18 protein-coding genes are annotated in these 21,979 nt (G+C 64.0%); 10 read left to right on the forward strand and 8 right to left on the reverse strand.

The annotated features are described in order from the left end of the window. The first annotated feature begins 35 nt into the window (after positions 1-35). Positions 36-671 carry a YitT family protein gene (locus tag JOH52_RS03540; RefSeq protein WP_003530121.1) on the forward strand — a complete coding sequence of 212 codons (636 nt, stop codon included), beginning with the start codon at positions 36-38 and terminating at the stop codon, positions 669-671. Positions 672-700: 29 nt separating this feature from the next. On the opposite strand, the gene JOH52_RS03545 is transcribed toward JOH52_RS03540, so the two are convergent. Beyond that, a complete protein-coding gene (locus JOH52_RS03545; RefSeq protein WP_010968646.1) occupies positions 701-1,162 on the reverse strand; it encodes a carboxymuconolactone decarboxylase family protein in 462 nt (153 codons plus the stop codon). 38 nt (positions 1,163-1,200) lie between these two features. Continuing rightward, positions 1,201-1,707 (reverse strand): Rrf2 family transcriptional regulator, encoded by a 507-nt coding sequence (locus tag JOH52_RS03550; protein ID WP_003530125.1) that lies wholly within the window; start codon positions 1,705-1,707, stop codon positions 1,201-1,203. A gap of 107 nt (positions 1,708-1,814) precedes the next feature. Here JOH52_RS03550 and JOH52_RS03555 point away from each other — a divergent pair, with 107 nt between their 5' ends. Both JOH52_RS03555 and pdeM read left to right on the forward strand, forming a co-directional pair. Further along, positions 1,815-4,364 carry a ligase-associated DNA damage response DEXH box helicase gene (locus tag JOH52_RS03555; protein ID WP_003530127.1) on the forward strand — a complete coding sequence of 850 codons (2,550 nt, stop codon included), beginning with the start codon at positions 1,815-1,817 and terminating at the stop codon, positions 4,362-4,364. Between the two features lie 243 nt (positions 4,365-4,607). After that, complete coding sequence (gene pdeM / locus JOH52_RS03560; protein WP_003530129.1) at positions 4,608-5,336, forward strand: ligase-associated DNA damage response endonuclease PdeM; 729 nt, start codon at positions 4,608-4,610, stop codon at positions 5,334-5,336. 119 nt (positions 5,337-5,455) lie between these two features. On the opposite strand, the gene JOH52_RS03565 is transcribed toward pdeM, so the two are convergent. The 4 genes from JOH52_RS03565 to JOH52_RS03580 form a co-directional block, all read right to left on the reverse strand. Next, a complete protein-coding gene (locus tag JOH52_RS03565; RefSeq protein ID WP_003530131.1) occupies positions 5,456-5,692 on the reverse strand; it encodes an Lrp/AsnC ligand binding domain-containing protein in 237 nt (78 codons plus the stop codon). 98 nt (positions 5,693-5,790) lie between these two features. After that, positions 5,791-6,594 carry a TIGR02186 family protein gene (locus JOH52_RS03570; RefSeq protein ID WP_010968644.1) on the reverse strand — a complete coding sequence of 268 codons (804 nt, stop codon included), beginning with the start codon at positions 6,592-6,594 and terminating at the stop codon, positions 5,791-5,793. After that, a complete protein-coding gene (locus JOH52_RS03575; protein ID WP_107010431.1) occupies positions 6,594-7,520 on the reverse strand; it encodes a sulfite exporter TauE/SafE family protein in 927 nt (308 codons plus the stop codon). The genes JOH52_RS03570 and JOH52_RS03575 overlap by 1 nt, the downstream gene beginning before the upstream one ends. Before the next feature lie 337 nt (positions 7,521-7,857). Further along, positions 7,858-11,520 (reverse strand): peptidoglycan-binding protein, encoded by a 3,663-nt coding sequence (locus JOH52_RS03580; protein WP_014528926.1) that lies wholly within the window; start codon positions 11,518-11,520, stop codon positions 7,858-7,860. A gap of 449 nt (positions 11,521-11,969) precedes the next feature. On the opposite strand from JOH52_RS03580, the gene JOH52_RS03585 reads away from it, so the two are divergent. The 3 genes from JOH52_RS03585 (at position 11,970) to JOH52_RS03595 (ending at position 17,315) form a co-directional block, all read left to right on the forward strand. Next, positions 11,970-13,766, forward strand: coding sequence for an acyl-CoA dehydrogenase C-terminal domain-containing protein (locus JOH52_RS03585; RefSeq protein WP_010968641.1), 1,797 nt, complete (start codon positions 11,970-11,972; stop codon positions 13,764-13,766). A 105-nt stretch (positions 13,767-13,871) separates the two neighbouring features. Continuing rightward, positions 13,872-15,080 carry an acetyl-CoA C-acetyltransferase gene (locus JOH52_RS03590; protein WP_003530141.1) on the forward strand — a complete coding sequence of 403 codons (1,209 nt, stop codon included), beginning with the start codon at positions 13,872-13,874 and terminating at the stop codon, positions 15,078-15,080. Between the two features lie 21 nt (positions 15,081-15,101). Beyond that, positions 15,102-17,315, forward strand: a complete 2,214-nt coding sequence (locus JOH52_RS03595) for a 3-hydroxyacyl-CoA dehydrogenase NAD-binding domain-containing protein (protein WP_014528925.1) — start codon at positions 15,102-15,104, stop codon at positions 17,313-17,315. Between the two features lie 90 nt (positions 17,316-17,405). Here the strand turns inward: JOH52_RS03595 and JOH52_RS03600 are convergent, their stop codons facing one another. Further along, the gene (locus tag JOH52_RS03600) at positions 17,406-17,879 is read right to left on the reverse strand and encodes an SRPBCC family protein (protein WP_010968639.1); all 474 of its coding nucleotides are present in this window, start codon (positions 17,877-17,879) and stop codon (positions 17,406-17,408) included. A 124-nt stretch (positions 17,880-18,003) separates the two neighbouring features. Between JOH52_RS03600 and JOH52_RS03605 the strand changes: the two genes are divergently transcribed. Further along, positions 18,004-18,531, forward strand: a complete 528-nt coding sequence (locus JOH52_RS03605) for a winged helix-turn-helix transcriptional regulator (RefSeq protein ID WP_010968638.1) — start codon at positions 18,004-18,006, stop codon at positions 18,529-18,531. A gap of 101 nt (positions 18,532-18,632) precedes the next feature. On the opposite strand, the gene JOH52_RS03610 is transcribed toward JOH52_RS03605, so the two are convergent. After that, on the reverse strand, positions 18,633-19,718 hold the full coding sequence (locus tag JOH52_RS03610) for a calcium:cation antiporter (RefSeq protein ID WP_003530148.1): 1,086 nt from the start codon (positions 19,716-19,718) through the stop codon (positions 18,633-18,635). Positions 19,719-19,943: 225 nt separating this feature from the next. Here JOH52_RS03610 and JOH52_RS03615 point away from each other — a divergent pair, with 225 nt between their 5' ends. From JOH52_RS03615 to JOH52_RS03625, 3 genes are all read left to right on the forward strand, one after another. Continuing rightward, positions 19,944-20,600 (forward strand): S24 family peptidase, encoded by a 657-nt coding sequence (locus JOH52_RS03615; RefSeq protein WP_003530150.1) that lies wholly within the window; start codon positions 19,944-19,946, stop codon positions 20,598-20,600. A 9-nt stretch (positions 20,601-20,609) separates the two neighbouring features. Beyond that, complete coding sequence (locus tag JOH52_RS03620; protein ID WP_003530152.1) at positions 20,610-21,416, forward strand: thermonuclease family protein; 807 nt, start codon at positions 20,610-20,612, stop codon at positions 21,414-21,416. A gap of 112 nt (positions 21,417-21,528) precedes the next feature. Next, complete coding sequence (locus JOH52_RS03625) at positions 21,529-21,939, forward strand: tellurite resistance TerB family protein (RefSeq protein WP_003530154.1); 411 nt, start codon at positions 21,529-21,531, stop codon at positions 21,937-21,939. The last annotated feature ends 40 nt before the right edge of the window (positions 21,940-21,979 follow it).

Consider the following 21,979-nt stretch of genomic DNA (forward strand, 5'->3'; position numbering starts at 1 on the left):
GCAATGGTGATGCCATCGCGATCTGAGGGTCAGCCATGGCACAGGCAAGCAGCGTTTTCGGTCTCTGGAATACCAGTCCCACACGGCACACGCCCGTGGAGGACGTTCAAGGCGTCTTTTCGGGCAGCCTTGTCGCCGCCCTCGGTCTCTATTTCCTGGCGAGTGCCGGACTTCTGACCGGCAGCACCGCAGGCGTCGCCTTTCTTTTGCATTACGCCACGGGCGTGAATTTCGGTCTCACCTTCTTCCTGCTCAATCTGCCGTTCTTCTACCTGTCGCTGAAGCGGCTCGGTCCGGCCTTCACGCTCAAGACCTTCATTGCCATTGCGCTCACCTCGTTCCTGACCGACATGCAATCGCGTCTCTTCGAGATCGGGCAGATCCACCCCGGCTGGGCCGCTCTCATCGGCGGCCTTCTCCTCGGATACGGTCTCCTGGCGCTCTACCGCCACCGCGCGAGCCTCGGCGGCGTCGGCATATTGGGCATCTACCTGCAGGAGCGCTTCGGCATTCGCGCCGGTCTGGTGCAACTCGCGATCGACTTGGTCGTTCTCGCGGCAGCATTCTTCGTGACGACGCCGACGGTCGTCATCTGGTCGGTGCTCGGAGCGGTGGTCCTCAACCTTTTCGTGGCGATCAACCACCGCGCCGACCGCTATATCGCGCTGTAACGCCCAGAGCTTCAGGGAAACATCCCGCTCTAAGCCGCCATGGCCGGCGCGTCGATCGGGGGCAAGGCGCGGAAGCCGACGCACAGCCGGTTCCACACGTTGATGGCGCCGATCGCGACGGTGATCTTGGTCATTTCCTCCTCGTTGAAATGCGCCTTGAGCGCCTCATAGGCGTCGTCGGGCGCGCGTGTCTCCGCCACATTGGTCAGCGCCTCGGTCCAGCCGAGGACCGCCCGTTCGCGCTCATCGAAATGCGGCGATTCGCGCCAGACACAGACGAGGTTGATCCATTGCTGACTGAGGCCGCTGTGGCGCGCCTCCTTGGTGTGCATGTCCACGCAATAGGCGCAGCCATTGATCTGCGATGCGCGCAGCTTGATCAGGTGGATAAGGCGAGGCTCGATTCCCGAGCCTTTGACATAGCTGTCGAGCGCGGCGACCGCCTTGTAGGCGTCCGGAGCGGCTTTCGCAAAATTCACACGTGACTGCATGATCTTCTCCTGTTTGGCTGATTGGATGGTGATTCACATCAGGCGGCGTTGCCCGATTTCCGTTCATGAAGGGCGAGAAAACCGTTCGTTCGCGCCGCGATCGCCCCGTCGCGGTCGATAGCTTTCAGGTCGGCCATGATGGCGGCGATGGTCACGCGCCGGAGTTCGGCGCGATAGGCCTGCTCGGCCCTGAGCATCGCGACATTGATCGTGCACGGCGCGGCCGGCTTGCAGGAATAGGGATTGGGGCCGCGAAGGCGGATTTCGTTGCAGCGAAAGGCCGGCTCCGGCCCCTCCACCGCGAGGACGATATCGAGCAGGGTGATCTTCTCGGGCGCGCGTGCAAGCCGGTAGCCGCCCTTCGGCCCCGGCACGGCCTCGAGCAGTCCGGCCCCAGACATCGCCTGCAGATGCTTCAGCAGGTAACTGGTCGAGACGCCGTGGAACTCGGCGAGCGCTGCGGCCGACAGGGTACTGCCAGGCTGAAGACAGCTCAGCATCGTCACGCTGTGAATGGCCTGTTCGACGCCGTCGCCGAGTTTCATTCGCGCCTCCTATCGTAGATAAAATTTATCTACGATTCGCGTTTCGAGTCAATCCTTGCAACAGCACGAAGAATGCCGGCTTCTCTTTTGCCGCGTTTGATCTACCTTTGTTCTCCGTGGACAGGATCGATTCTCCGTCGCCGGAAGGCGACGCCCTGACGTTGCCGGCACCCTTTCTCCGGTGGTTCGCCGAAAAGGGTTGGCGTCCGCGCGCCCATCAGCTCGAACTTCTGTCACGCGCCGAGGCGGGCGAGAGCACGCTTCTGATCGCGCCGACCGGAGCCGGCAAAACGCTCGCCGGCTTTCTGCCTTCGCTCGTCGACATCACCAGGCGCGGCAGGATCCCGCCCGGCGCGCCCTTCACCGGCATCCACACGCTCTACATCTCGCCGCTCAAGGCGCTTGCCGTCGACATCGAGCGCAACCTCATGAAACCGGTCGGCGAGATGGGGCTGCCGGTGAGTATCGAAAACCGTACCGGCGACACGCCGCAGGGCAAGCGGCAGAGGCAGAAGCTCAACCCGCCCGACATACTGCTCACGACACCGGAGCAGCTCGCGCTGCTTCTGGCCAATGGCGAGGCGGAGCGCTTCTTCAAGGACCTGCGCTATGTGGTTCTGGACGAGCTGCACTCGCTGGTGATGTCGAAGCGCGGCCATCTCCTATCGCTCGGCCTCGCGCGGCTGCGCCGCCTGGCGCCCCGTCTCCAGACGATGGGGCTTTCGGCTACGGTCGCCGATCCGATGGATCTGCAGCGCTGGCTGGTCGCTCAATTTCTCGCCAAGGAGAACCATGCGGGGCTGATCACCGTTTCCGGGGGCGCAAAGCCCGAGATCTCCATCCTGCGGACCGAGAACCAGGTGCCTTGGGCCGGGCATTCGGCGCGTTATGCAATCCCGGACGTCTACGCCGCCATCAAGGAACACCGAACGACGCTGCTCTTCGTCAACACCCGCAGCCAGGCCGAGATGCTGTTCCAGGAACTCTGGAAGATCAACGACGACGATCTGCCGATCGCTCTGCACCACGGCTCTCTCGATGTCGCCCAGCGCCGCAGGGTCGAGGCGGCAATGGCCGAAAACCGTCTGCGCGCCGTCGTCGCCACGTCGACCCTAGATCTCGGCATCGACTGGGGCGACGTCGATCTGGTCGTCCATGTCGGAGCGCCGAAGGGAGCAAGCCGGCTTGCGCAACGCATCGGCCGCGCCAACCACCGCATGGACGAACCGAGCCGCGCCATCCTGGTTCCGGCCAACCGTTTCGAGGTCATGGAGTGCCAGGCGGCGCTCGACGCCAATTACGTCGGCGCTCAGGACACGCCGTCGATCGGCAAGGGTGCGCTCGACGTGCTGGCGCAGCACATCCTCGGCATGGCCTGCGCGCAGCCTTTCGATGCGCTGGAACTCTATGAAGAGGTGATCAGCGCCGCGCCCTATGCCCGGCTTGCCTGGGAAACCTTCGAGCGGGCCGTCGATCTCGTCGCCACAGGCGGCTATGCCCTCCGCACCTATGAGCGCTATGCCCGCATCCGAAAGACGAAGGACGGGCTCTGGCGGGTCTCCAACCCGATGGTTGCGCAGCAATACCGCCTCAATGTCGGAACGATCGTCGAGTCGCCGATGCTGAACATCCGCATGGTCAAGCGCAACCAGCGCGGTTCGCTTGGCCGCGGCGGCATGTCGCTCGGCAAAGTCGAGGAATCGTTCCTCGAAATGCTTTCACCGGGCGACACCTTCCTCTTTTCCGGCAAGGTGCTGCGCTTCGAAGGCATCCGCGAGAACGAGTGCCTGGTTTCGCAGGCCTTTTCCTTCGATCCCAAGGTGCCGAGTTATGCCGGCGGCAAGTTTCCGCTCTCCACCTATCTCGCAGCACAGGTAAGAAAGATGCTCGCCGATCCGGCGCGCCGCGCCGGTCTGCCCGACCAGGTCAGGGACTGGCTGGCGCTGCAGGGCGACGTGTCGATGCTTCCGCGCGACGACGAACTCCTGATCGAGACCTTCCCGCGGGGCAGCCGGCACTACATGGTCATCTACGCCTTCGAAGGCAGGCTCGCCCACCAGACGCTCGGCATGCTCCTTACCCGCCGTCTCGACCGTGCCGGCCTGAAGCCGCTCGGCTTCGTCGCGACCGACTATTCGCTCGCCGTCTGGGCGCTCGACGACATGGGCGCGGCGTTCCGGGCGCGGGCGCCGTCGCTCGGCCAGCTCTTCGACGAGGATATGCTGGGCGACGATCTGGAGGCGTGGCTGAACGAATCCTTCCTCCTGAAACGTACCTTCCGCAATTGCGCGGTCATCGCCGGACTAATCGAGCAGCGCCACCCCGGCAGGGAGAAGACCGGGCGGCAGATAACCGTTTCCGCCGACCTCATTTACGACGTATTGCGCGCGCACGAGCCGGATCACATTCTCCTCGAGGCGACGCGCAATGATGCGGCCACGGGACTTTTGGACATCGGCCGCCTCGGCTCCATGCTCAAGCGGATCAAGGGCCATATCACCCACCGCAGGCTCGATCAGATCTCGCCGCTTGCCATACCAGTCATGCTGGAGATCGGGCGGGAATCGGTGCATGGAGAAGCACAGGACTTCCTGCTCACGGAAGCGGCCGACGATCTGATCAACGAGGCGATGGGCGGTCACGGTACGGATGGATGAGAGAACTATGAGAGAGCGAAAATCCTCTGATCCCTGTCGGACCCCTCCGCGGCGCCCCTCATCCGCCTGCCGGCACCTTCTCCCCGCAGGCGGGGAGAAGGGACCCGCGGCAAGCGCCGCCACTACCGTTTTCACCGGCGTATCGTGGGGCACGTCCCCTCTCCCCGCATGCGGGGAGAGGGTTAGGGTGAGGGGCAAACCCGAGGAAAGAAGCCTTTCTCGCCCACTCACAAGAACACCGCAATGACCATGCATCGGCTCATCTACGCGACATCACCTGCCGTCAACCCATCCCTGCACGCGCGCACGTCCATCAATGGAGTCGCCGCGATCTGCGATCCGCTCGGCGGTCTCTACTTTCCCGAAAGCCGGACGCTCGTCGTATCCGACCTCCATCTCGAAAAAGGCTCCGCCTTTGCCCGGCGCGGCATGATGCTGCCTCCCTACGATACGCTTGCGACGCTCCGGATATTGGATGCGGTCATCGCCCGCCACGACCCCGCGACGGTCATCAGCCTCGGCGACAATTTCCACGACCGGAAGGGATCGGCTGCAATGCCGGAAACCTTCCGCCAGATGATCGCGGCCATGGCCTGTGGCCGCGAATGGATATGGATCAACGGCAATCATGATCCGGACGGCGCACAGGGGCTGCCCGGCGCCTCCATGGACGAGCTCCGCCACGCGGGCCTGGTCTTCCGGCACGAACCTTCGAGACGCGACGGGATCGGCGAGATCGCCGGCCACCTGCATCCCTCGGCGACGGTGAGGCGGCGGGAAAGATCGGTGAGGCGCGCCTGCTTCGCGACCGACGGCAAGCGCCTCGTCATGCCTGCTTTCGGGGTCACGACGGGAGGTCTCGACCTCAGGCACCGTGAGATGAGCGGCCTCTTCGACCGGCAGCAGCTCGTCGCCCACATGCTCGGCCGCGACCGGATCTATTCGGTGCGCTTCGCCAACCTTCTCGGGTGAGGTTGGAGCACTTCCAGGAAAAGTGTGTAACGGTTTTCCGTCCGGAAGTGCGTAGTTTCGAAAAGGGTTGGAGCGGGGTGCGGGCGGAAAACCGCCCACACTTTTCCTCACCCCGCTCTCTAGAACGCGTTGAAAGTCAGCGTCGTCAGCGAGCGAGAGATGCCGGGAACCGTGGCGATATTGTCGTTGATGAACTTTCCGATGTCCTGGCCTTCCTCGACGTAGACCTTCAGAAGCAGATCATAGTCACCGCTGGTCGAATACATCTCCGAGACGATCTCCTTGCGGTAAATCTCGTCGGCCACCTCATAGGTCTTGCCGGGGGCGCATTGCAGTTGCACGAAAATCGGTTTCATGGGGTTTCCTCAAGTTTCGCATCGTTCGCCGCCGATGCCCGTGCTTCCTTAAACCGCCATAACGCAAAATGGAACGCCAACTCCATTTGCCGGCTCCCTCACTCCTTGCGGAAGAGCAGGCTGGCACCCCAGCCGGTGACGACGGCGAGGGTTACGGCCAGGAGGCCGTAGATCACCGGCTGGTCGTGGGCGGCGCGGGTAATCGCCTGTTCGAGGCCGGTCTTCACCACCCTGAGCGGAAGAGCCTTGGCGGCGACGAAGACGCCATCGCGGAAGAGATAGGCGCGTACGACATGGATGCCGTTCGGGACGTTGGCCGGCAGCCGCACCGAGGCCTTGAACAGGCTCGAACTGATGAACTGCACCCCGCCCGGATCCCGCTGATAGACGCCGCTCGTCTCGCGAATCCTCCGGAAGGCGTTGCGGAACTCGCCGAGCGTGCTGCCGTCGCCGACGAAGCCGAGCGGCACCAGGCGCATGTGGTCGACGCCGATGCCCATATTGGCGATGTCGCGCCGCGGCGCGATCGTCTCGATGGCGCGGGTACTCGAAAGCGAGTAGGCCTCCGGCACGAGCTCGAAGGTCATCGACTGGGTATTGACCCAGATACCGAATACCCGCTCCTTCTTTCGCACCGTCGCATTGTCCTTCGGCCCTTCCAGCGCGACGATGATATTGTATTTGCCCTGCGCCAGGAGGCTGGGGTCGAAACCATCGATGGCGCCGAAGATCGTCAGGTCGGCGCCGCGGAAATCGGAGGTGATGGCAATCTCTTCCGTCGAGATGCCGATCTCGAGCTTCTCGGTGAAGTCGGTGACCTGGCGCTCCAGAACCTGCGCTGCGGCCGGGGTGGCGACGGCGAGAACCAGGGCGACGAGCGAGTGAAGGAGAAGCGAGCGCATCAGAAGCCTGCCGCCGCGGATACGACCGAGTAAATGTCCTTCGGCGGTATGACGAGCTCGACCGCCAGGCGGATGCCGACGGCGAGAACGAGCAGCGCCAGCAGTGCCCTGAGCTGCTCGCCGCGCAGCCGCTGGCCGACGCGCACGCCAAATTGCGCACCGATGACGCCGGCGATCATCAGCACGAAGGCCAGCACGATGTCGACGGTGTAGTTGGTCGAGGCCTGGACGATCACCGTATAGGCGGAGACGAAGACGATCTGGAAGAGCGAGGTGCCCACGACGACGCTGGTCGGGATGCGCAACAGATAGATCATGGCCGGCACCATGATGAAGCCGCCGCCGACGCCCATCACCGAGGTCAGCACGCCGATGGAAAAGCCGAGCGTCGCCACGGGGATGACACTCAGATAGATCTTCGACTTCTTGAAGCGCATCTTCAGCGGCAGGCCGTGGATCCAATTGTGCTGCCCGGGCCGCCTGAGCTGCGCCGGCTGGTTCTTCGCCGCCTTGCGCATGGCGCCGATGCTCTCCCACAGCATCAGCGCGCCGACCGAGCCGAGAAGTACCACGTAAAGCAGCGAGATCACCAGATCGAGCTGGCCGATGCTCCTGAGCAGCGAGAACAGCCAGACGCCGACGGTCGCGCCCACAAGGCCGCCGCACAGGAGCACCGTGCCGAGCTTGATATCGATGGTGCCGCGGCGGAAATGGGCGATCGCCCCTGATATCGACGAGGCGACCACCTGGTTGGCGCCGGTCGCCACCGCCACGACGGGCGGAATATTGTAGAAGATCAGGAGCGGCGTGATCAGAAACCCGCCGCCGACGCCGAACATGCCGGACAGAAAACCGACGGCCGCGCCCATGCCGAGAATGATGAAGATGTTCACCGACAACTCAGCAATGGGCAGATAGACCGTCACGGCCGCACCTCGATATGCCAGCGGCCCGCAGTGCGGGCGGAAATTGCTCCTCCACAATTCCTAACCGCAAACAATTGAGGAATTGTGCAATGTTTCACTATTCTCAAGCTTCACGCGCCCGAAGAGGCGCACGGCGCTATCCTTCGAAGTGGTACATGATCAACCACGGACGGGGATGTATTGGTGGACCGTTCGCGCCCCTGAGGGAGAAACGGGCGACACTTTCTCTCATGCGCTCCCGGGCCAGAGCTGTCAACCTTTTCAGGGACATGCGCGGCCCCGCAGGCACGCCTGCGGCCTTATGGCACCACGACATGCGCGGAACCGCTGAAACGGTTCAGCTGTTCCGCTTCAAAAGCTCCCGGACCAGCCCATCGGTGATCTCACCGGTCGGCTCCTGGCCGACCGATTTCTGAAAGGCCTTGATGGCGGCAGTCGTCTTCTGGCCTACCTGGCCGTCCGGCTTGCCGGCATCGAAGCCGTTATTGTTGAGGATTGCCTGGATGTTGCGAACGGCTCTGGTCATATCGACGGTGGCCGTCTTGGTCGGTGGACCGACCCAGGCATCCGGAACCTCCACCGTGTTCGCCTCGGCGTCGAGAGGCTGAGCCTTCCAGGCGTCGACTTTTGCCTTGGCACTCGAAAGCTCCTCGGGCTTCAGCGCCTTGGCGATCTCGTCGCGCTTTTCTGCCGCATCCTTGTCACCGTCGCGGGCCGCAATAGCGAACCATTTGTAGGAATCTTCCAGATTTCGGGCCAGACCGTCGCCCCGCGCATAGAGGACGGCGAGGTTGAACTGGCTGTCGCGAACGCCGAGATTGGCGGCTTTCTCGAACCATTTGGCCGCTTCGGCGAGATCCGGCGCGCCGTCCCGGCCGCCGGCGAGCATGACGGCGAGATTGTGGATCGCACTGGCGTTGCCGGCCGCAGCCGCCTTGAGATAGAGCGCCTTGGCCTTTGCTGCGTCGCGCTGAACGCCCGCGCCCTTCTCATAAAGGTTGGCGAGCCGGTACTCGGCCGGTACCACGCCGGCGTCGGCGGCGCGCTGATACCATTTGACGGCTTCCGCCCGATCTTCCCCGACACCCCGCCCTTCCGTGAAGCGGGCGCCTATTTCGTAGAAGGCGAGAGGGTCGCCGCCCTTGGCCGCGGTTACGAGCGCGGGCGGTCCGAAGCCCTCCGGCAGAACGATCTCGCTCATCTTGGCCGGCTCAGCGGCTGAACTTTCTGAAGACGGCTGCAAGGTCGAGATGGGTCCAGGCGCTTGCGCCTCCGCCGGCCGCATCAAGGCCGCCTGGCCGTCGCCAGCGCCACCAATGGCCTCGTCAACCTTGCCGGCTTCGGCAGCGGCTGGCTGCGTTGGCGGTTGTTTTGCCGCTATCGCCGGCGCATCCGTCTTCTCCGCACCGGCAGGAGCCCTAGGCTCTTCCCCAATCTTCGCGGTAGCTGCCGTTTGGACGACGCGGTCGACGGCGGCCTTCGGCTCCGCAACCTCTGCCCTGCGCTCGATCGCTGCAACCGGCGGAGCGCTCGGGGCCTCCTTGCCTTTCAGCACCGTGCTGACGAGCGGATAGGACATGATCGCGAGCAGCACGGCGCCGACCGCAATCAGGATCGGACGACGGTGGCGGGCGAGCGCGCCGCCGACGGCGGATGGCGCCTTGCTTTCCTTGACGCGGTTGAGCGTGTCGGATTCCTCGACGGCCAGCTGCGCCGCGCGCCGCGCGGCAGCGATGAAGTCCGCCTTTTCGCCCTCGTTCGCCTCCTGCGCGCCGCGGGCAATCTGACCGGCACGGACGCGCTCGAGGATCTTCTTGACGTCCGGCACGCCGGAGCCCGGCTCGAGGAGCTGATTGGCGTCCTCGGGAGCGAGCATTTCGGAGGGGTCGATCGAGGGGGCGGGCTCGACCATCTGCCGCGCCTGGATCGGCATTCCCTCGTTCTGCTTCGGCGCGAAGCGCCGGGTCAGACCGGCAAGCAGGCCCGTCTTCGCCGCACGGGCCTCCACCTTGATCTCGCCGTCTTCGACCATTGCGACTTCGGCGGCATCATTCGCCTCAGCCGCGGCCGCCACCGGTGCGTGGATGGAGGTTTCGCTTTCGGCCGCGAGCGCGTGTGCCGCGCGTTCCACGTCCTCGTCGCGTTCCGCCTTCGTCAAAGTGCCCGCAGCTTCGAGGGGCGCAGCCTTGGGCATCGGTGCATGAGAAGCCGGGGGCTCCCGCTCTTCCAGCCGCTCCAGTTTCTCGGCGATATGGACGAGCGTTTCATGCAGCGCCTCGAAGGTGCGCGCGGTCCGTTCGTCGCTCGAACGGCTGAGTTCCTCCAATGTGCGCAGATCCTCCGCGAGCGCCGAGATGGCCGCCATGTCGGTACTCGCCGCCATCTGTGGTGCGGTGTTTCTGGAATATGCCTCCATCACCGCTTCCGCGGCCTGCCGGGCGGCCTCGATAATATATTCGTCGCTGGTCGCGAGATAGTCTTCCAGCGTATTCATGCGGCTCTCGAATTCCGCGGGCACGCCTGCCGTCTCACCGTGGGACTGGCTGATCAGCGTCGAGAGATTTCCGATCTGAGCTTCGAGATTGCGCAGCGCCTGCCGGTCGTCGAAGGGCGCGGCATGCGTCTCCTCCAGGCGCTGGGCGATACCTGCCAAGCGATCCTCGAGGCGATCGAAGCGCGTGTCCGCCGAGGGCTCGACATTGCCCGCAAGCCCATCGATACGGCGGGCGAGATCGTCGAGGCGCTCAGCCAATGCATCGGTGATGCTGTCGCCCGAGAGGGCTTCGATCTTCCGGGAAATGTCGGCAAGACGATCTGTAAGATCCGGCTCCGCGCCTGGCCGGTTGTGCTCCAGCACCGCGGAAAGCTGGTCCAGGCGCTCTTCCAATCGGGCCGCCGCCTTCTCGCCGGCAAGGTCCTCTACGCGAGCTGCCAGCGCCTCGATCCGCGCGCCGAGGCCGGAATCGACAGGATTGGAGAGGGTGTCGATCTGCCGGGACAGATCGCCGAGCCTGTTCTCCAGACGATCAACGAATGAACCGTCGGTGCCGGCCACATTGCGGCTGCCGGCGGCGATCGCCCGGCTGATCTCATCGAGCCGCTTGTCGAGATCGGCGAATTGCGGGGCCAGGCGCCTCTCGTCCGGCTGGATCTGGCGTCCGAGCATCTCGATCGCCTGGGCGACCGCGACCAGCTTGCTCTCGAGGACCTCGACTCCGGCGCCCCTGTCCAGGGAATTGATCTGCGCCTTGATCTCGTCGAGCCGGTAGGCGAGCGCGACCAGCTCATCGTCGCGGTTCTGGTCGAAGGCGTTCAGCCGGTCCTCGACGCCGGTCCAGCGGTTTTCCATGCGGCGCATGCTGTCTTCGCGAGCGAGGCCTTCGAGCATTGACCTCAGGTCATCGAATTCGATCCTGAGCGCATCGGCCTCGGCGGGCGAAGCCTGCCGGCCAAGTTCCTTGATGCCGGCTGAAAGCCGCTCGATATCGTGCCGCACGTCCTCGGCGAAACGGCGATCCTGGGCGGCTTCGGCCTTTATGCCCCGGATTTCCGACCTCAGCGCGTGCATCTCGCGGGACAGGCCGTCATCGAGATCGCGCTTCAGCTCATGCCTCAGACCGACCAGCGCCTCGGCGATATCCGCTGCAGCCGAAGAGCGTCCCGATGGCGCGGCTGCTGCCTGAGGAGGCTGGTAGCGTGCCTCTGCCGCGAGGCGGGTCGGAGCGAGGCGATCGGATTCGCTCGGCGCAGCGCGTTCGCGCAGCGGCGACCGCTCGCGCGCCGCATTGAGCGCCCGCTGGCGGTCGATGATCTCGGAGACCGCTTCGCTTGGGGCCGGACGCGGCCGCTCCGGCTGCCGCGTCTCGCGGCTGACGCTGCTCATGAGCCCCTCGATGCGCGCTTCGAGCCCTTCGATGGTGCGGTTCAGGGCATCGAGCGACGGCCGGTCGCCATAGGACGGGCTGCCCATGCGCTGAGAAGTGGATCGCGATCCGTTCATTGCCTCTTCGCCCCTGTGTCGCTTTGGCCCTATAAATTCGACCGTCACCGAAGCCGCCGAAGGAGCCCGGGCTTCCCCGGCTATCGCCCCAACTTCGGCGGCACCGCCGATGTGGGCAAAGCCGCAACAATGCAAAGACGGGACCGGTTGCAGCTTTGACCATCTCAAAGCGCACAATTCATTAAACGTGGTAAATAAGCCGTTAACCGATCCGATTTTTAACGATTTATTGTCGCCCGGTCCGCCGCCATCTCCTGCCCGATGGTCACTTGGGGCGGCGGGAGGCAGGAGCGAAACTTTCGCTTCGCGAGAAGTTTGACGTTTACGCAAACGTCAAAGTTCGGTAGCATCCGTCCAAGTCGCACACCGCCACCGGTGCGCGCTCGACACAGTGGGAAGCGGGTCTGCCGTGCGGCGCGGCCCGAAAGGACATCAAGGCGAGGAAAAGCATGCCCATCTACAAGGCTCCGGTCGACGACACCCTGTTCATCCTCAACGACGTGCTCGGCATCGAGCGCTACCACAATCTCCCCGGCTTCGCGGATGTGACGCCGGACATGACGGCCGCGATCCTCGGCGAGGCCGCAAAGCTCGCAGAAGAGGTCCTCTTCCCGATCAATCTTTCCGGCGACCAGGAGGGCTGCAAGCGTCACGAGGACGGCTCCGTCACCGTACCCAAGGGCTTCAAGGAAGCCTACGACCTTTATCGCGAAGGCGGCTGGCTTGGCCTTGCCGCCCCGGAAGAATTCGGCGGCCAGGGCCTGCCCTACACGCTCCACACCGCCGTCGGCGAATTCATGTCCGCGGCCAACATGTCGCTTATGATGTATCCGGGCCTGACGCAGGGGGCGATCGCGGCGATCCTGGTGCATGGTTCCGAGGAACAGAAGCGGGCCTATCTGCCCAAAATGGTCGACGGCACCTGGACCGGCACGATGAACCTCACGGAGCCCCATTGCGGCACCGACCTGGGCCTGCTGCGCACCAAGGCCGTGCCGAACGGCGACGGCTCCTACAGGATCTCCGGCCAGAAGATCTTCATCTCCGCCGGCGAGCACGACATGGCGGAGAATGTCGTCCACCTGGTGCTGGCGCGCATCGAGGGCGCGCCTGACGGTGTAAAGGGCATCTCGCTCTTCATCGTGCCGAAATTCAAGCTCGACGCGAGCGGCGAGCCGGGCGAACGCAACGGCGTTTCCTGCGGCGCGATCGAACACAAGATGGGCATCCACGGCAACGCGACCTGCGTCATGAATTATGACGAGGCGACCGGCTACCTGATCGGCACGGAGAACAAGGGCCTCAGCGCCATGTTCGTGATGATGAACGAGGCCAGGCTTGCCGTCGGCATGCAGGGGCTTTCGATCGCCGAAGTCGCCTATCAGAATGCTGCGAGCTACGCGCGCGAACGCATCCAGGGCCGCTCCCTCTCCGGCCCCAAGGCGCCGGACAAGAAGGCCGATCCGATCATCGTCCATCCGGACATCCGCCGCACGCTGATGACGATCAGGGCCTTCAACGAAGGCGGCCGCGCCTTCACGCTCTGGACGGCGCTGAAGTCGGACATCGCCCATCGTTCAGACAGCGAAGAGGAGCGCCAGACGGCGGACGACATCCTCAGTCTGATGACGCCGATCCTCAAGGGCGTGCTGACGGACAAGGGCTTCGATCATGCGGTTATGGCCCAGCAGGTCTTCGGCGGCCACGGCTATATCGAAGAGCACGGCATGAGCCAGTATGTGCGCGACGCCCGCATCGCCATGATCTACGAGGGTGCCAACGGCATCCAGGCGCTCGACCTGGTTGGCCGCAAGCTCGCGATGAACGGCGGCCGCGCCGTCATGGCGCTGTTCAAGGAGATCGGCGACTTCTGCGAGGAGAACCGCGGCGACGAAAAGCTCTCGGGCTACACCAAGGCCTTGAAGAAAGGGCTGAACGACCTGCAGGCCGCGACGATGTGGTTCATGCAGAACGCCATGGCCAAGCCCGACAATGCCGGAGCCGGCTCTACCGACTATATGCATCTCTTCGGCCTCGTCGTCCTCGGCTATATGTGGGCGCGGATGGCGAAGACGGCGGAGGAGAAGCTTGCCGCTGGCGAAACGCAACGCGCGGACTATCTCAAGAACAAGCTGATCACGGCGAGGTTCTTCATGGAGCGCATCCTGCCTGAAACGGAGTTGCGCAAGATCCGTATCGAAACCGGCGCCGACACGATGATGGCGCTGGACGCGGCCGCGTTCTGATTTCAGACTGGAGCCGGATCGAAAGCGAGAGCGGCTTCCGCCCGAATCCCGCTCCGATTGATAATGCGCGGCCCGAGGAAACGCCGCCGAAAGGGAGATCAAGAGATGACGAAAGTCTTCGTTTACGACCACGTGCGCACGCCGCGAGGCCGTGGCAAGAAGGACGGCGCGCTGCACGAGGTGCCCTCCGTGCGGCTCGCGGCCAAGGTGCTCGAGGCCGTGCGCGATCGCAACGGGCTCGACACTTCGACGGTCGACGACGTCATCATGGGTTGCGTCGACCCGGTCATGGATGCGGGTGCGGTCATCCCGAAAGCTGCAGCCTTCGAGGCCGGCTATTCGACGCGTGCGCCCGGCATGCAGATCTCCCGCTTCTGCGCCTCCGGCCTCGACGCGGTCAATTTCGGCGCTGCGAAGATCGCACAAGGAGCGGACGACATCGTGATCGCCGGCGGCGTCGAGTCGATGTCCCGCGTCGGCCTGGGCATGTCGGGCGGCGCCTGGTTCATGGACCCCTCGGTCAACCTGCCCGCCTATTTCATGCCGCAGGGCGTTTCGGCCGACCTGATCGCCACGAAATACGGTTTCTCGCGCGACGACGTCGACGCCTATGCGGTGGAAAGCCAGAAGCGCGCCGCCAATGCCTGGGAGAAGGGTTATTTCAAGAACTCGGTCGTCCCGGTCAAGGACCAGAACGGCCTGGTCATTCTCGACCGCGACGAGCATATGCGCCCCGGCACCGACATGCAGGCGCTGGCCTCGCTCAACCCTTCCTTCCAGATGCCCGGCGAGATGGGCGGCTTCGAGGCCGTCGGCATCCAGGCGCATCCGGAGATCGAGCGCATCAACTATGTCCACCACGCCGGCAATTCCTCCGGCATCGTCGATGGCGCCGCGGCCGTGCTCATCGGCTCCAAGGCCGGCGGCGAAGCCATGGGGCTCAAACCCCGCGCCCGCATCCGCGCCTTCGCCAATATCGGCTCCGACCCGGCCCTGATGCTGACCGGGCCGGTCGACGTCACCGAGAAGCTCCTGAAGCGGGCCGACATGAAGCTCTCCGACATCGACCTGTTCGAGCTCAATGAGGCCTTCGCGGCCGTCGTGCTGCGCTACTGCCAGGCTTTCGACATCCCGCACGATAAGATCAACGTCAATGGCGGCGCGATCGCCATGGGCCATCCGCTCGGCGCGACCGGGGCGATGATCCTCGGCACCGTGCTCGACGAGCTGGAGCGCCGCGACCTCAACACGGCGCTGGTGACGCTCTGCATCGGCGCCGGCATGGGCACCGCCACGATCATCGAACGCGTCTGATCCGATCCCGGGAGAGAGAATATGTCTTACACGAACTTCAAGATCGAAACCGACGCCGACGGCATTGCGCTGGTCACCTGGGACATGCCCGACAAGTCGATGAACGTCTTCACCGAAGAGGTGATGAAGGAACTCGACGCCATTATCGATCAGACGACCGCAGATCCTGCCGTCAAGGGCGTGGTCATCACCTCCGGCAAATCCTCCTTCTCCGGGGGTGCCGACCTTTCGATGATCAAGTCGATGTTCACCTTCCAGGCCGAGGAAAGGAAGAAGGACCCGGACAACGCGGCCCGGAAACTCTTCGACCTCGTGGGCCGGATGACGGGTCTCTTCCGCAAGCTCGAAACCTCGGGCAAGCCCTGGGTGTCGGCCATCAACGGCACCTGCATGGGCGGCGCCTTCGAGATGTCGCTCGCCTGCCACGGCCGTGTCGCCTCCAATGCGAAATCGGTGAAGATCGCGCTTCCCGAGGTCAAGGTCGGCATTTTCCCGGGCGCCGGCGGCACCCAGCGCGTTCCGCGGCTGACCAATACGCAGGACGCGCTGCAGATGATGACGACCGGCTCCTCGCTCACGCCGGCGCGGGCAAAGGCCATGGGGCTCGTCCACGAGGTGGTCGATCCGGACAAGCTGATCGAGGCTGCCAAGGCGATGATCAAGAACGGCCTGAAGCCGGTTCAGCCCTGGGACGAGAAGGGCTTCAAGCTGCCGGGCGGCGGCATCTGGACGCCCGCCTCCGCGCAGCTCTGGCCGGCCGCCTCCGGCATCCTGCGCCGCGAGACCTACGGCAATTACCCCGGCGCGATCGCGATCCTGAAATGCGTCTATGAGGGGCTGCAGGTTCCCTTCGATACGGCTTTGAAGATCGAGCAGCGCTATTTCACCGAAATCCTGCAGACGACCGAAGCCTTCTCGATGATCCGGTCGCTGTTCGTCTCGATGCAGGAACTCGGTAAGGGCGCGCGCCGGCCGGCCGGTGTACCGAAGACCGAGCTCAAGAAAGTCGGCGTCGTCGGCGCCGGTTTCATGGGCGCCTCGATCGCCTATGTAACCGCGGCGGGCGGCATCCCCGTCACCCTCATCGACCGCGACATGGAAGCTGCCGAAAAGGGCAAGACGCATTCGGAAGGCCTGGTCAAGGACGCGATCGGTAAGGGACGCTTGACCAAGGAGGAAGGCGAAGCGCTGCTTTCGCGCATCACACCTTCGGCGGACTATGGCGATCTCAGGGATGCCGGCCTCGTCATCGAGGCGGTCTTCGAGGACCGGCAGGTCAAGAAGGACGTGATCGAGAAGGTCGAAGCGGTGATCGCCGAGGACGCGATCTTCGCCTCCAACACCTCGACGCTGCCGATCACCGGCCTCGCCAGGAATTCCAAACGCCCGGACCGGTTCATCGGCATTCATTTCTTCTCGCCGGTCGAGAAAATGATGCTGACCGAGGTGATCCTCGGCAAGGAGACCGGAGACCGTGCGCTCGCGGCCGCGCTCGACTATGTCGCGGCGATCAGGAAGACGCCGATCGTCGTCAACGACACGCGCGGCTTCTACGTCAATCGCTGCGTCTTCCGCTATATCCACGAAGCCTATGACATGCTGATCGAGGGCGTACCGCCGGCGATGATCGAGAACGCCGCCAAGATGGCCGGCATGCCGGTCGGACCGCTGTCGCTCAACGACGAGGTGGCGATCGACCTCAGCCAGAAGATCCTGAAGGCGGCCGTTGCCGATCTCGGCGACAAGGCCGTCGATCCCAGGCACATGGCGCTGATCGACAAGATGGTCGACGAGCTCGACCGGCGCGGCCGCAAGAACGGCAAGGGTTTCTACGAGTATCCGGCAAAGCCGGCCAGGAAATATCTCTGGCCGGGCCTGAAGGAGCTCTACCCGCAGAAGGATGCCGGCGAGATCGAGGTCGGTGTGCTCAAGCAGCGCCTGCTCGTGACGATCGCACTCGAAGCCGCGCGTACGATCGAGGAGGGCATCGTCACCGACCCGCGCGAAGCCGATGTCGGCTCGATCCTCGGCTTCGGCTTTGCGCCCTACACCGGCGGCACGCTCTCCTACATCGACGGCATGGGTGCGAAAGCCTTCGTCGAGCTTTGCGAAAAGCTCGCCGCGGACCATGGCGACCACTTCCGGCCGACGCCGCTTTTGAAGGAGATGGCGGAAAAGGGCGAAACCTTCTACGGGCGCTTCGACCCGTATGGCGCGGGGCAGAAGGCGGCATAAGCCGCCAGGCCAGCCGCACGCCGCAAACATTGCCTCTTCCGGTCATTCTCGGCAGCCGCGAATGACCGGAAGAGGAACCTGTTCAAGGTTTCAGGCCGGTTCAGCCTTCTCACCGAGCTCGGCCGCCAGAAATCCGATCAGTTGCTCCCATCCCTCGCGGCGATATTCCACCTTGTCGAGCCCATCCAGGAATGCCCCCTGCTCCGTGAAGACGACGCGTGTGCCGGTGCCCTCCGGTATGAGGTCGACGGTCGCGATCGACGCGGAAAGCCGCTGCTCGTCCTTCGCCATGGTATAGGCCGACACGATCCGTTTGTTCTCGACGATGTCGAGATAGACCGTTTCGTTGAAATAGAAAGTCTTCCCGTCCTGGCTGAACCGGCCGCTTTCCCGGCCGCCGATGCGGAAGTCGTGGCTATATTCGGCGACGGGCCAGTTGTCGGCCTTGACGAACCAGCGGTCATGCGCGGCAGGGTCGGCAAAGGCCTCGAAGACCTGTTCCGGGGGTGAACTGAAAACGCGTTCAATGGTGAAGTCCGCATGTTCGACAGAAGCTTTGGTCATGATCTTCTCCTCCTTGTCAGTGCAACTGGTTGCTAAATGAAAGCAGTTGCAGATTAGCTCCACCGATGCAATAATGCAAGCAGTTTTAGAGCGGATGCTCCGCTCCCGTATTTCAGAGACCAGAATGACCGATGACCATCGCTCGGGTTGCCCGATCAATCTCTCGCTCGAAGTGTTCGGCGACAAATGGAGCCTCCTGATCATTCGCGACATGATTTTCGGCGGCAAACGCCACTTCCGCGAGCTCTTGCGCTCGCAGGAAGGGATTTCCACCAACATCCTTGCAGACCGGCTGAAAACGCTTGTCGAGATCGGCATGCTGACGAAAGCGGACGATCCGAGCCACAAGCAGAAGGCGATCTATAGCCTGACGGAAATGGCGATCGCGCTGGTGCCGATCATGGCCCATCTCGGCGCCTGGGGCCGGCGCTACCTGCCGGTCACCGAGGAACTCAGCATTCGCGCGCAACTGATGGAGGAGGGCGGCCCCGAGCTCTGGGAGCGTTTCATGCGCGAATTGCGCGCCGAACACCTCGGCGATCCCATGCCGGAAGGCCCGTCCGTGCGGCAAACGCTGCAAGCCGCCTATGACCGCGTGGTGGCGCGCAAGGCGATGGAAGAGCAGCCGGCCCGAGCATTAGAGCGGGAATGAGGAAAAGTGTGCGCGGTTTTCCGCCCGCATCCCGCGTCTCAACGTCTTGGAATCGATCACGGTCATGTTTTTAGGTCGACCAGACCTAAAAACATCGTGATCTAAAGCCCGAGGGCGGACAGCATGATGAAGGTCGCGAAGAGCACGAAATGCGTCATGCCTTCGATGGCATTGGTCTGGCCGTCATTGAGGTTGATCGCGGCGGCGATGAGCGTCACCGCAACCATCACCGTCTGCACGGGCGACATGGCCATGATGAAGGGCTGGCCCGTATAAAGGGCAATCGCCTCCATGACGGGTACGGTCAGGATCACGGTCGAAAGCGAAGCGCCGAGCGCGATGTTCACCACTGCCTGCATGCGGTTGGCGAGCGCGGCGCGCATTGCCGTCATGACCTCGGGCGAAGCGGAGATCGCCGCGACGACGATCGCGGCCAGGGCCGGCGGCGCCGCCGTACCCTTGATCCCGGCCGACAGCAGCCCGGACATGATTTCGGCTAGAAAGCCGATCACCACCACGCCCAGGATGAGCACGACGACGGAAGGAAGCACCGGCTCGCCTTCCAGCCGGCTTGCCGCGGTTCCCGCTTTGGCGCGCGGATAGCTGTAACTGAAGAAGTAGCTGTGCACGCCAACCTGCATGCGCAGGAACAACGTATAGAGCACGATCATCGCGCCGATGGTGAAGGCGGAATAATAATGCCATTTCGACTGCGGCACGAATTCGGGAACGAGCATGGAAATGCCCATGGCCGTGAGGATCATGACGCTGTAAGTGCGGGCGGAATCGTCGTTATAGGGCTGCTCGCCATGTTTGAGGCCGCCGAGCAGCGCCGCAAGTCCCAGAATCCCGTTGATATCAAGCATCACTGCCGAATAGATCGTATCGCGCACCAGCGTCGGCGAAGTCTCGCCGGTCATCATGATGGCGAGGATGACGACCTCGACCAGCACCGCCGAAAGCGTCAGAATCATCGTGCCGTAGGGATCGCCCACCTTTGCGGCAAGCACCTCGGCATGATGGGCGACCCGCATGGAAGCAAGCACGATCGCCGCCACCATCAGGGCGGCACCGATGAGCGATGCGGCGCGACCGGCCTCGAGCAGATGATGCTCGACCGCGACGCCGGCAAGAGCAGCGAGAAAAGCGGCAACGAGATGCCGTTCCGATCTCAGTTTTGCAAGCAAGCACGCCTCTTGGCCCGGAGTGAAGCTGTTTTATTTAGCACAGCTGCGCAGGAGTTCACCCCTGAAGACCGCTGCGTCTGCCGTATGCCGTACTTTGACCGGATAGGAAGGACTATTTTCCTCGCTGTGCTTTACGGTCGCAAGGCGCTTGGCTAATGTATTCGCAGACGCGGAGCGGCTGGCTGTGCAGCCCGCATTCGCTTCTCCTTCCGAAGATGGGTCGACATGCTCTCACATGACAGCATCTGGCGCGCGATCGACGCATTGGCAGAGCGCCACCGGCTTTCGCCGTCGGGCCTTGCGCGGCGGGCCGGCCTGGACCCCACCTCCTTCAACAAGTCGAAGCGCCAGTCCACCGACGGGCGCGACCGGTGGCCCTCCACTGAGTCGATCGCGAAGATATTGCATGCGACGGGAGCGAGCGTCGATCAGTTCCTGGCGCTGATGGAGCCCAATGCCGCCGGCAGCGAAAGGGAAGATGCATCGGCAGCGCCGGGCATTCCGCTGATCGGTTTCGCGCAGGCCGGCGCCGGTGGTTTTTTCGACGACGGCGGCTTTCCGGTCGGCCAGGGCTGGGACACGATCGAATTCCCCACGCCCGAGCGGCGGCAGGGCGGTACCTACGCTCTGGAGGTTCAGGGCGACAGCATGCTGCCGCTTTATCGCGACGGCGATGTCCTGATCGTCGACCCGAGCGCGCAGGTGCGCCGCAACGACCGCGTCGTGGTCAAGACGCGCGGGGGCGAGGTGATGGCGAAGGTGCTGGCCCGGCAGACGCCCCGCGGCATCGAGCTCGTTTCGCTCAACCCCGACCATCCCAACCGCAATTTCGAGATGAACGACGTGGAATGGATCGCCCGCATCATCTGGGCCAGCCAATAGGATCCTTCGATGCGGCCGAGGCTCTTCACCATCGCCGGCGGGCTTGCCGCCCTCGCCCTCTATGCCGGCATTCTGATGACCGGGGCCGCGGTCATCCGCAACCGCGACAGCGCCGCAGCGCCTGAGTTCGTGCTCGAAACGCCGGAAGCAGCGATCGACGAGCCGGTTTCGGAGGAGCCTCCCGCCGAGACCGAAGCCGCTCCCCCTGCCCCCGAACCGGATACCATGCCGGGCAAAGGCTCGCGCGTGGCGGTCAGGCCCGTCGAGCCGGGCCTCTTTGCCCAGCCGGAGGACGGCATCGCCAAACCGCTGGAACGGATCGCACCGAGGCCGCCGCTTTCGAAGACCGGGGAAAAGGAAAAACCCGCTTCCGCCGTCTTCCCGCGCCCGGTTGCGCTTGCCGCCGGGCTTGTCCGGTCCGGCGAGACGACCCTGCAGCTCAAGGATATCGAACCCGAAAAGGCGGAGAAGGTCTGCGAAGCGAACGGCAAGAGCTGGCCTTGCGGCATGGTCGCGCGTACGGCGTTCCGCAACTTCCTGCGGGGGCGCGCGCTCGTCTGCGACGGGGCGGATGGCTCCTCGCAAACCTTGAACGCGCGGTGCAGCGTCGGCGGCCAGGACGTGGCCGAATGGCTCGTCGGCAACGGCTGGGCGACGCCGCTGCCGGGCACGGCGCTCGAGCCGAAGGCCGAGGCCGCTCGGGGCGCCAGGCTCGGCTTCTTCGGGGACGACCCGCGCGATCTTGCCCGAGCGCCTCTCGCGCTCGACGATCCGGCTGCGAGCATCGCCCCGGAAGACGCCGCGCCGGACTTGTAAGGCTTGGAGCAAGTCCTTAACTGTCACCCACCATTGCAGGTCCGCCGAACCCGTTATGCACCCGTCGTGTATCGCGGCTCCAATGGGAACAACGAAAGGATCGAGAGGCAGGATGTCCGCAAGTCTCAGCCAGCACGAAGCCCTTGTCCACGTCATGGTCATGATGTCCGCCGTCGACCGGAACATGACCGACGACGAGATTGCACGCATCGGCGTGCTCGTGCGGTTCCTCCCGGCCTTCAACGGTTTCGACGAAGATCACCTGATCCATATCGGTCGCGAATGCGCCGCCCAGCTTGCGGCACCGGAGGGCCTCGACGTGGCGCTCGAAATGGTTCGCGAGGCGTTGCCGCAGCGGCTCTATGAGACGGCCTATGCCCTTGCGGTCGAGATCGCTGCCGCGGATCAGCGTATCCGCAACGAGGAAATCCGGTTGTTGCAGCTGCTGCGCGACCGTTTGGGCCTCGACAAGCTCGCCTGCGCAGCAATCGAGCGCGGAGCCATCGCGCGCTTCCGCAAGTAGGCTTCAGAAACAGGTCCTTGCCCGTTCCCGGCACGGAACA

The organism is Sinorhizobium meliloti (assembly GCF_017876815.1).
GTDB lineage: Bacteria > Pseudomonadota > Alphaproteobacteria > Rhizobiales > Rhizobiaceae > Sinorhizobium > Sinorhizobium meliloti.

Bases quoted from the DNA above. Each gene is read 5' to 3' on its own strand.
- JOH52_RS03545 (WP_010968646.1), bottom strand. From the start codon at position 1,162: ATGCAGTCACGTGTGAATTTTGCGAAAGCCGCTCCGGACGCCTACAAG.
- JOH52_RS03615 (WP_003530150.1), top strand. From the start codon at position 19,944: ATGCTCTCACATGACAGCATCTGGCGCGCGATCGACGCATTGGCAGAG.
- JOH52_RS03580 (WP_014528926.1), bottom strand. From the start codon at position 11,520: ATGAACGGATCGCGATCCACTTCTCAGCGCATGGGCAGCCCGTCCTAT.
- JOH52_RS03565 (WP_003530131.1), bottom strand. From the start codon at position 5,692: ATGAAACCGATTTTCGTGCAACTGCAATGCGCCCCCGGCAAGACCTAT.
- JOH52_RS03540 (WP_003530121.1), top strand. From the start codon at position 36: ATGGCACAGGCAAGCAGCGTTTTCGGTCTCTGGAATACCAGTCCCACA.
- JOH52_RS03570 (WP_010968644.1), bottom strand. From the start codon at position 6,594: ATGCGCTCGCTTCTCCTTCACTCGCTCGTCGCCCTGGTTCTCGCCGTC.
- JOH52_RS03605 (WP_010968638.1), top strand. From the start codon at position 18,004: ATGACCGATGACCATCGCTCGGGTTGCCCGATCAATCTCTCGCTCGAA.
- JOH52_RS03625 (WP_003530154.1), top strand. From the start codon at position 21,529: ATGTCCGCAAGTCTCAGCCAGCACGAAGCCCTTGTCCACGTCATGGTC.
- JOH52_RS03585 (WP_010968641.1), top strand. From the start codon at position 11,970: ATGCCCATCTACAAGGCTCCGGTCGACGACACCCTGTTCATCCTCAAC.
- pdeM (WP_003530129.1), top strand. From the start codon at position 4,608: ATGACCATGCATCGGCTCATCTACGCGACATCACCTGCCGTCAACCCA.
- JOH52_RS03600 (WP_010968639.1), bottom strand. From the start codon at position 17,879: ATGACCAAAGCTTCTGTCGAACATGCGGACTTCACCATTGAACGCGTT.
- JOH52_RS03620 (WP_003530152.1), top strand. From the start codon at position 20,610: ATGCGGCCGAGGCTCTTCACCATCGCCGGCGGGCTTGCCGCCCTCGCC.
- JOH52_RS03595 (WP_014528925.1), top strand. From the start codon at position 15,102: ATGTCTTACACGAACTTCAAGATCGAAACCGACGCCGACGGCATTGCG.
- JOH52_RS03590 (WP_003530141.1), top strand. From the start codon at position 13,872: ATGACGAAAGTCTTCGTTTACGACCACGTGCGCACGCCGCGAGGCCGT.
- JOH52_RS03550 (WP_003530125.1), bottom strand. From the start codon at position 1,707: ATGAAACTCGGCGACGGCGTCGAACAGGCCATTCACAGCGTGACGATG.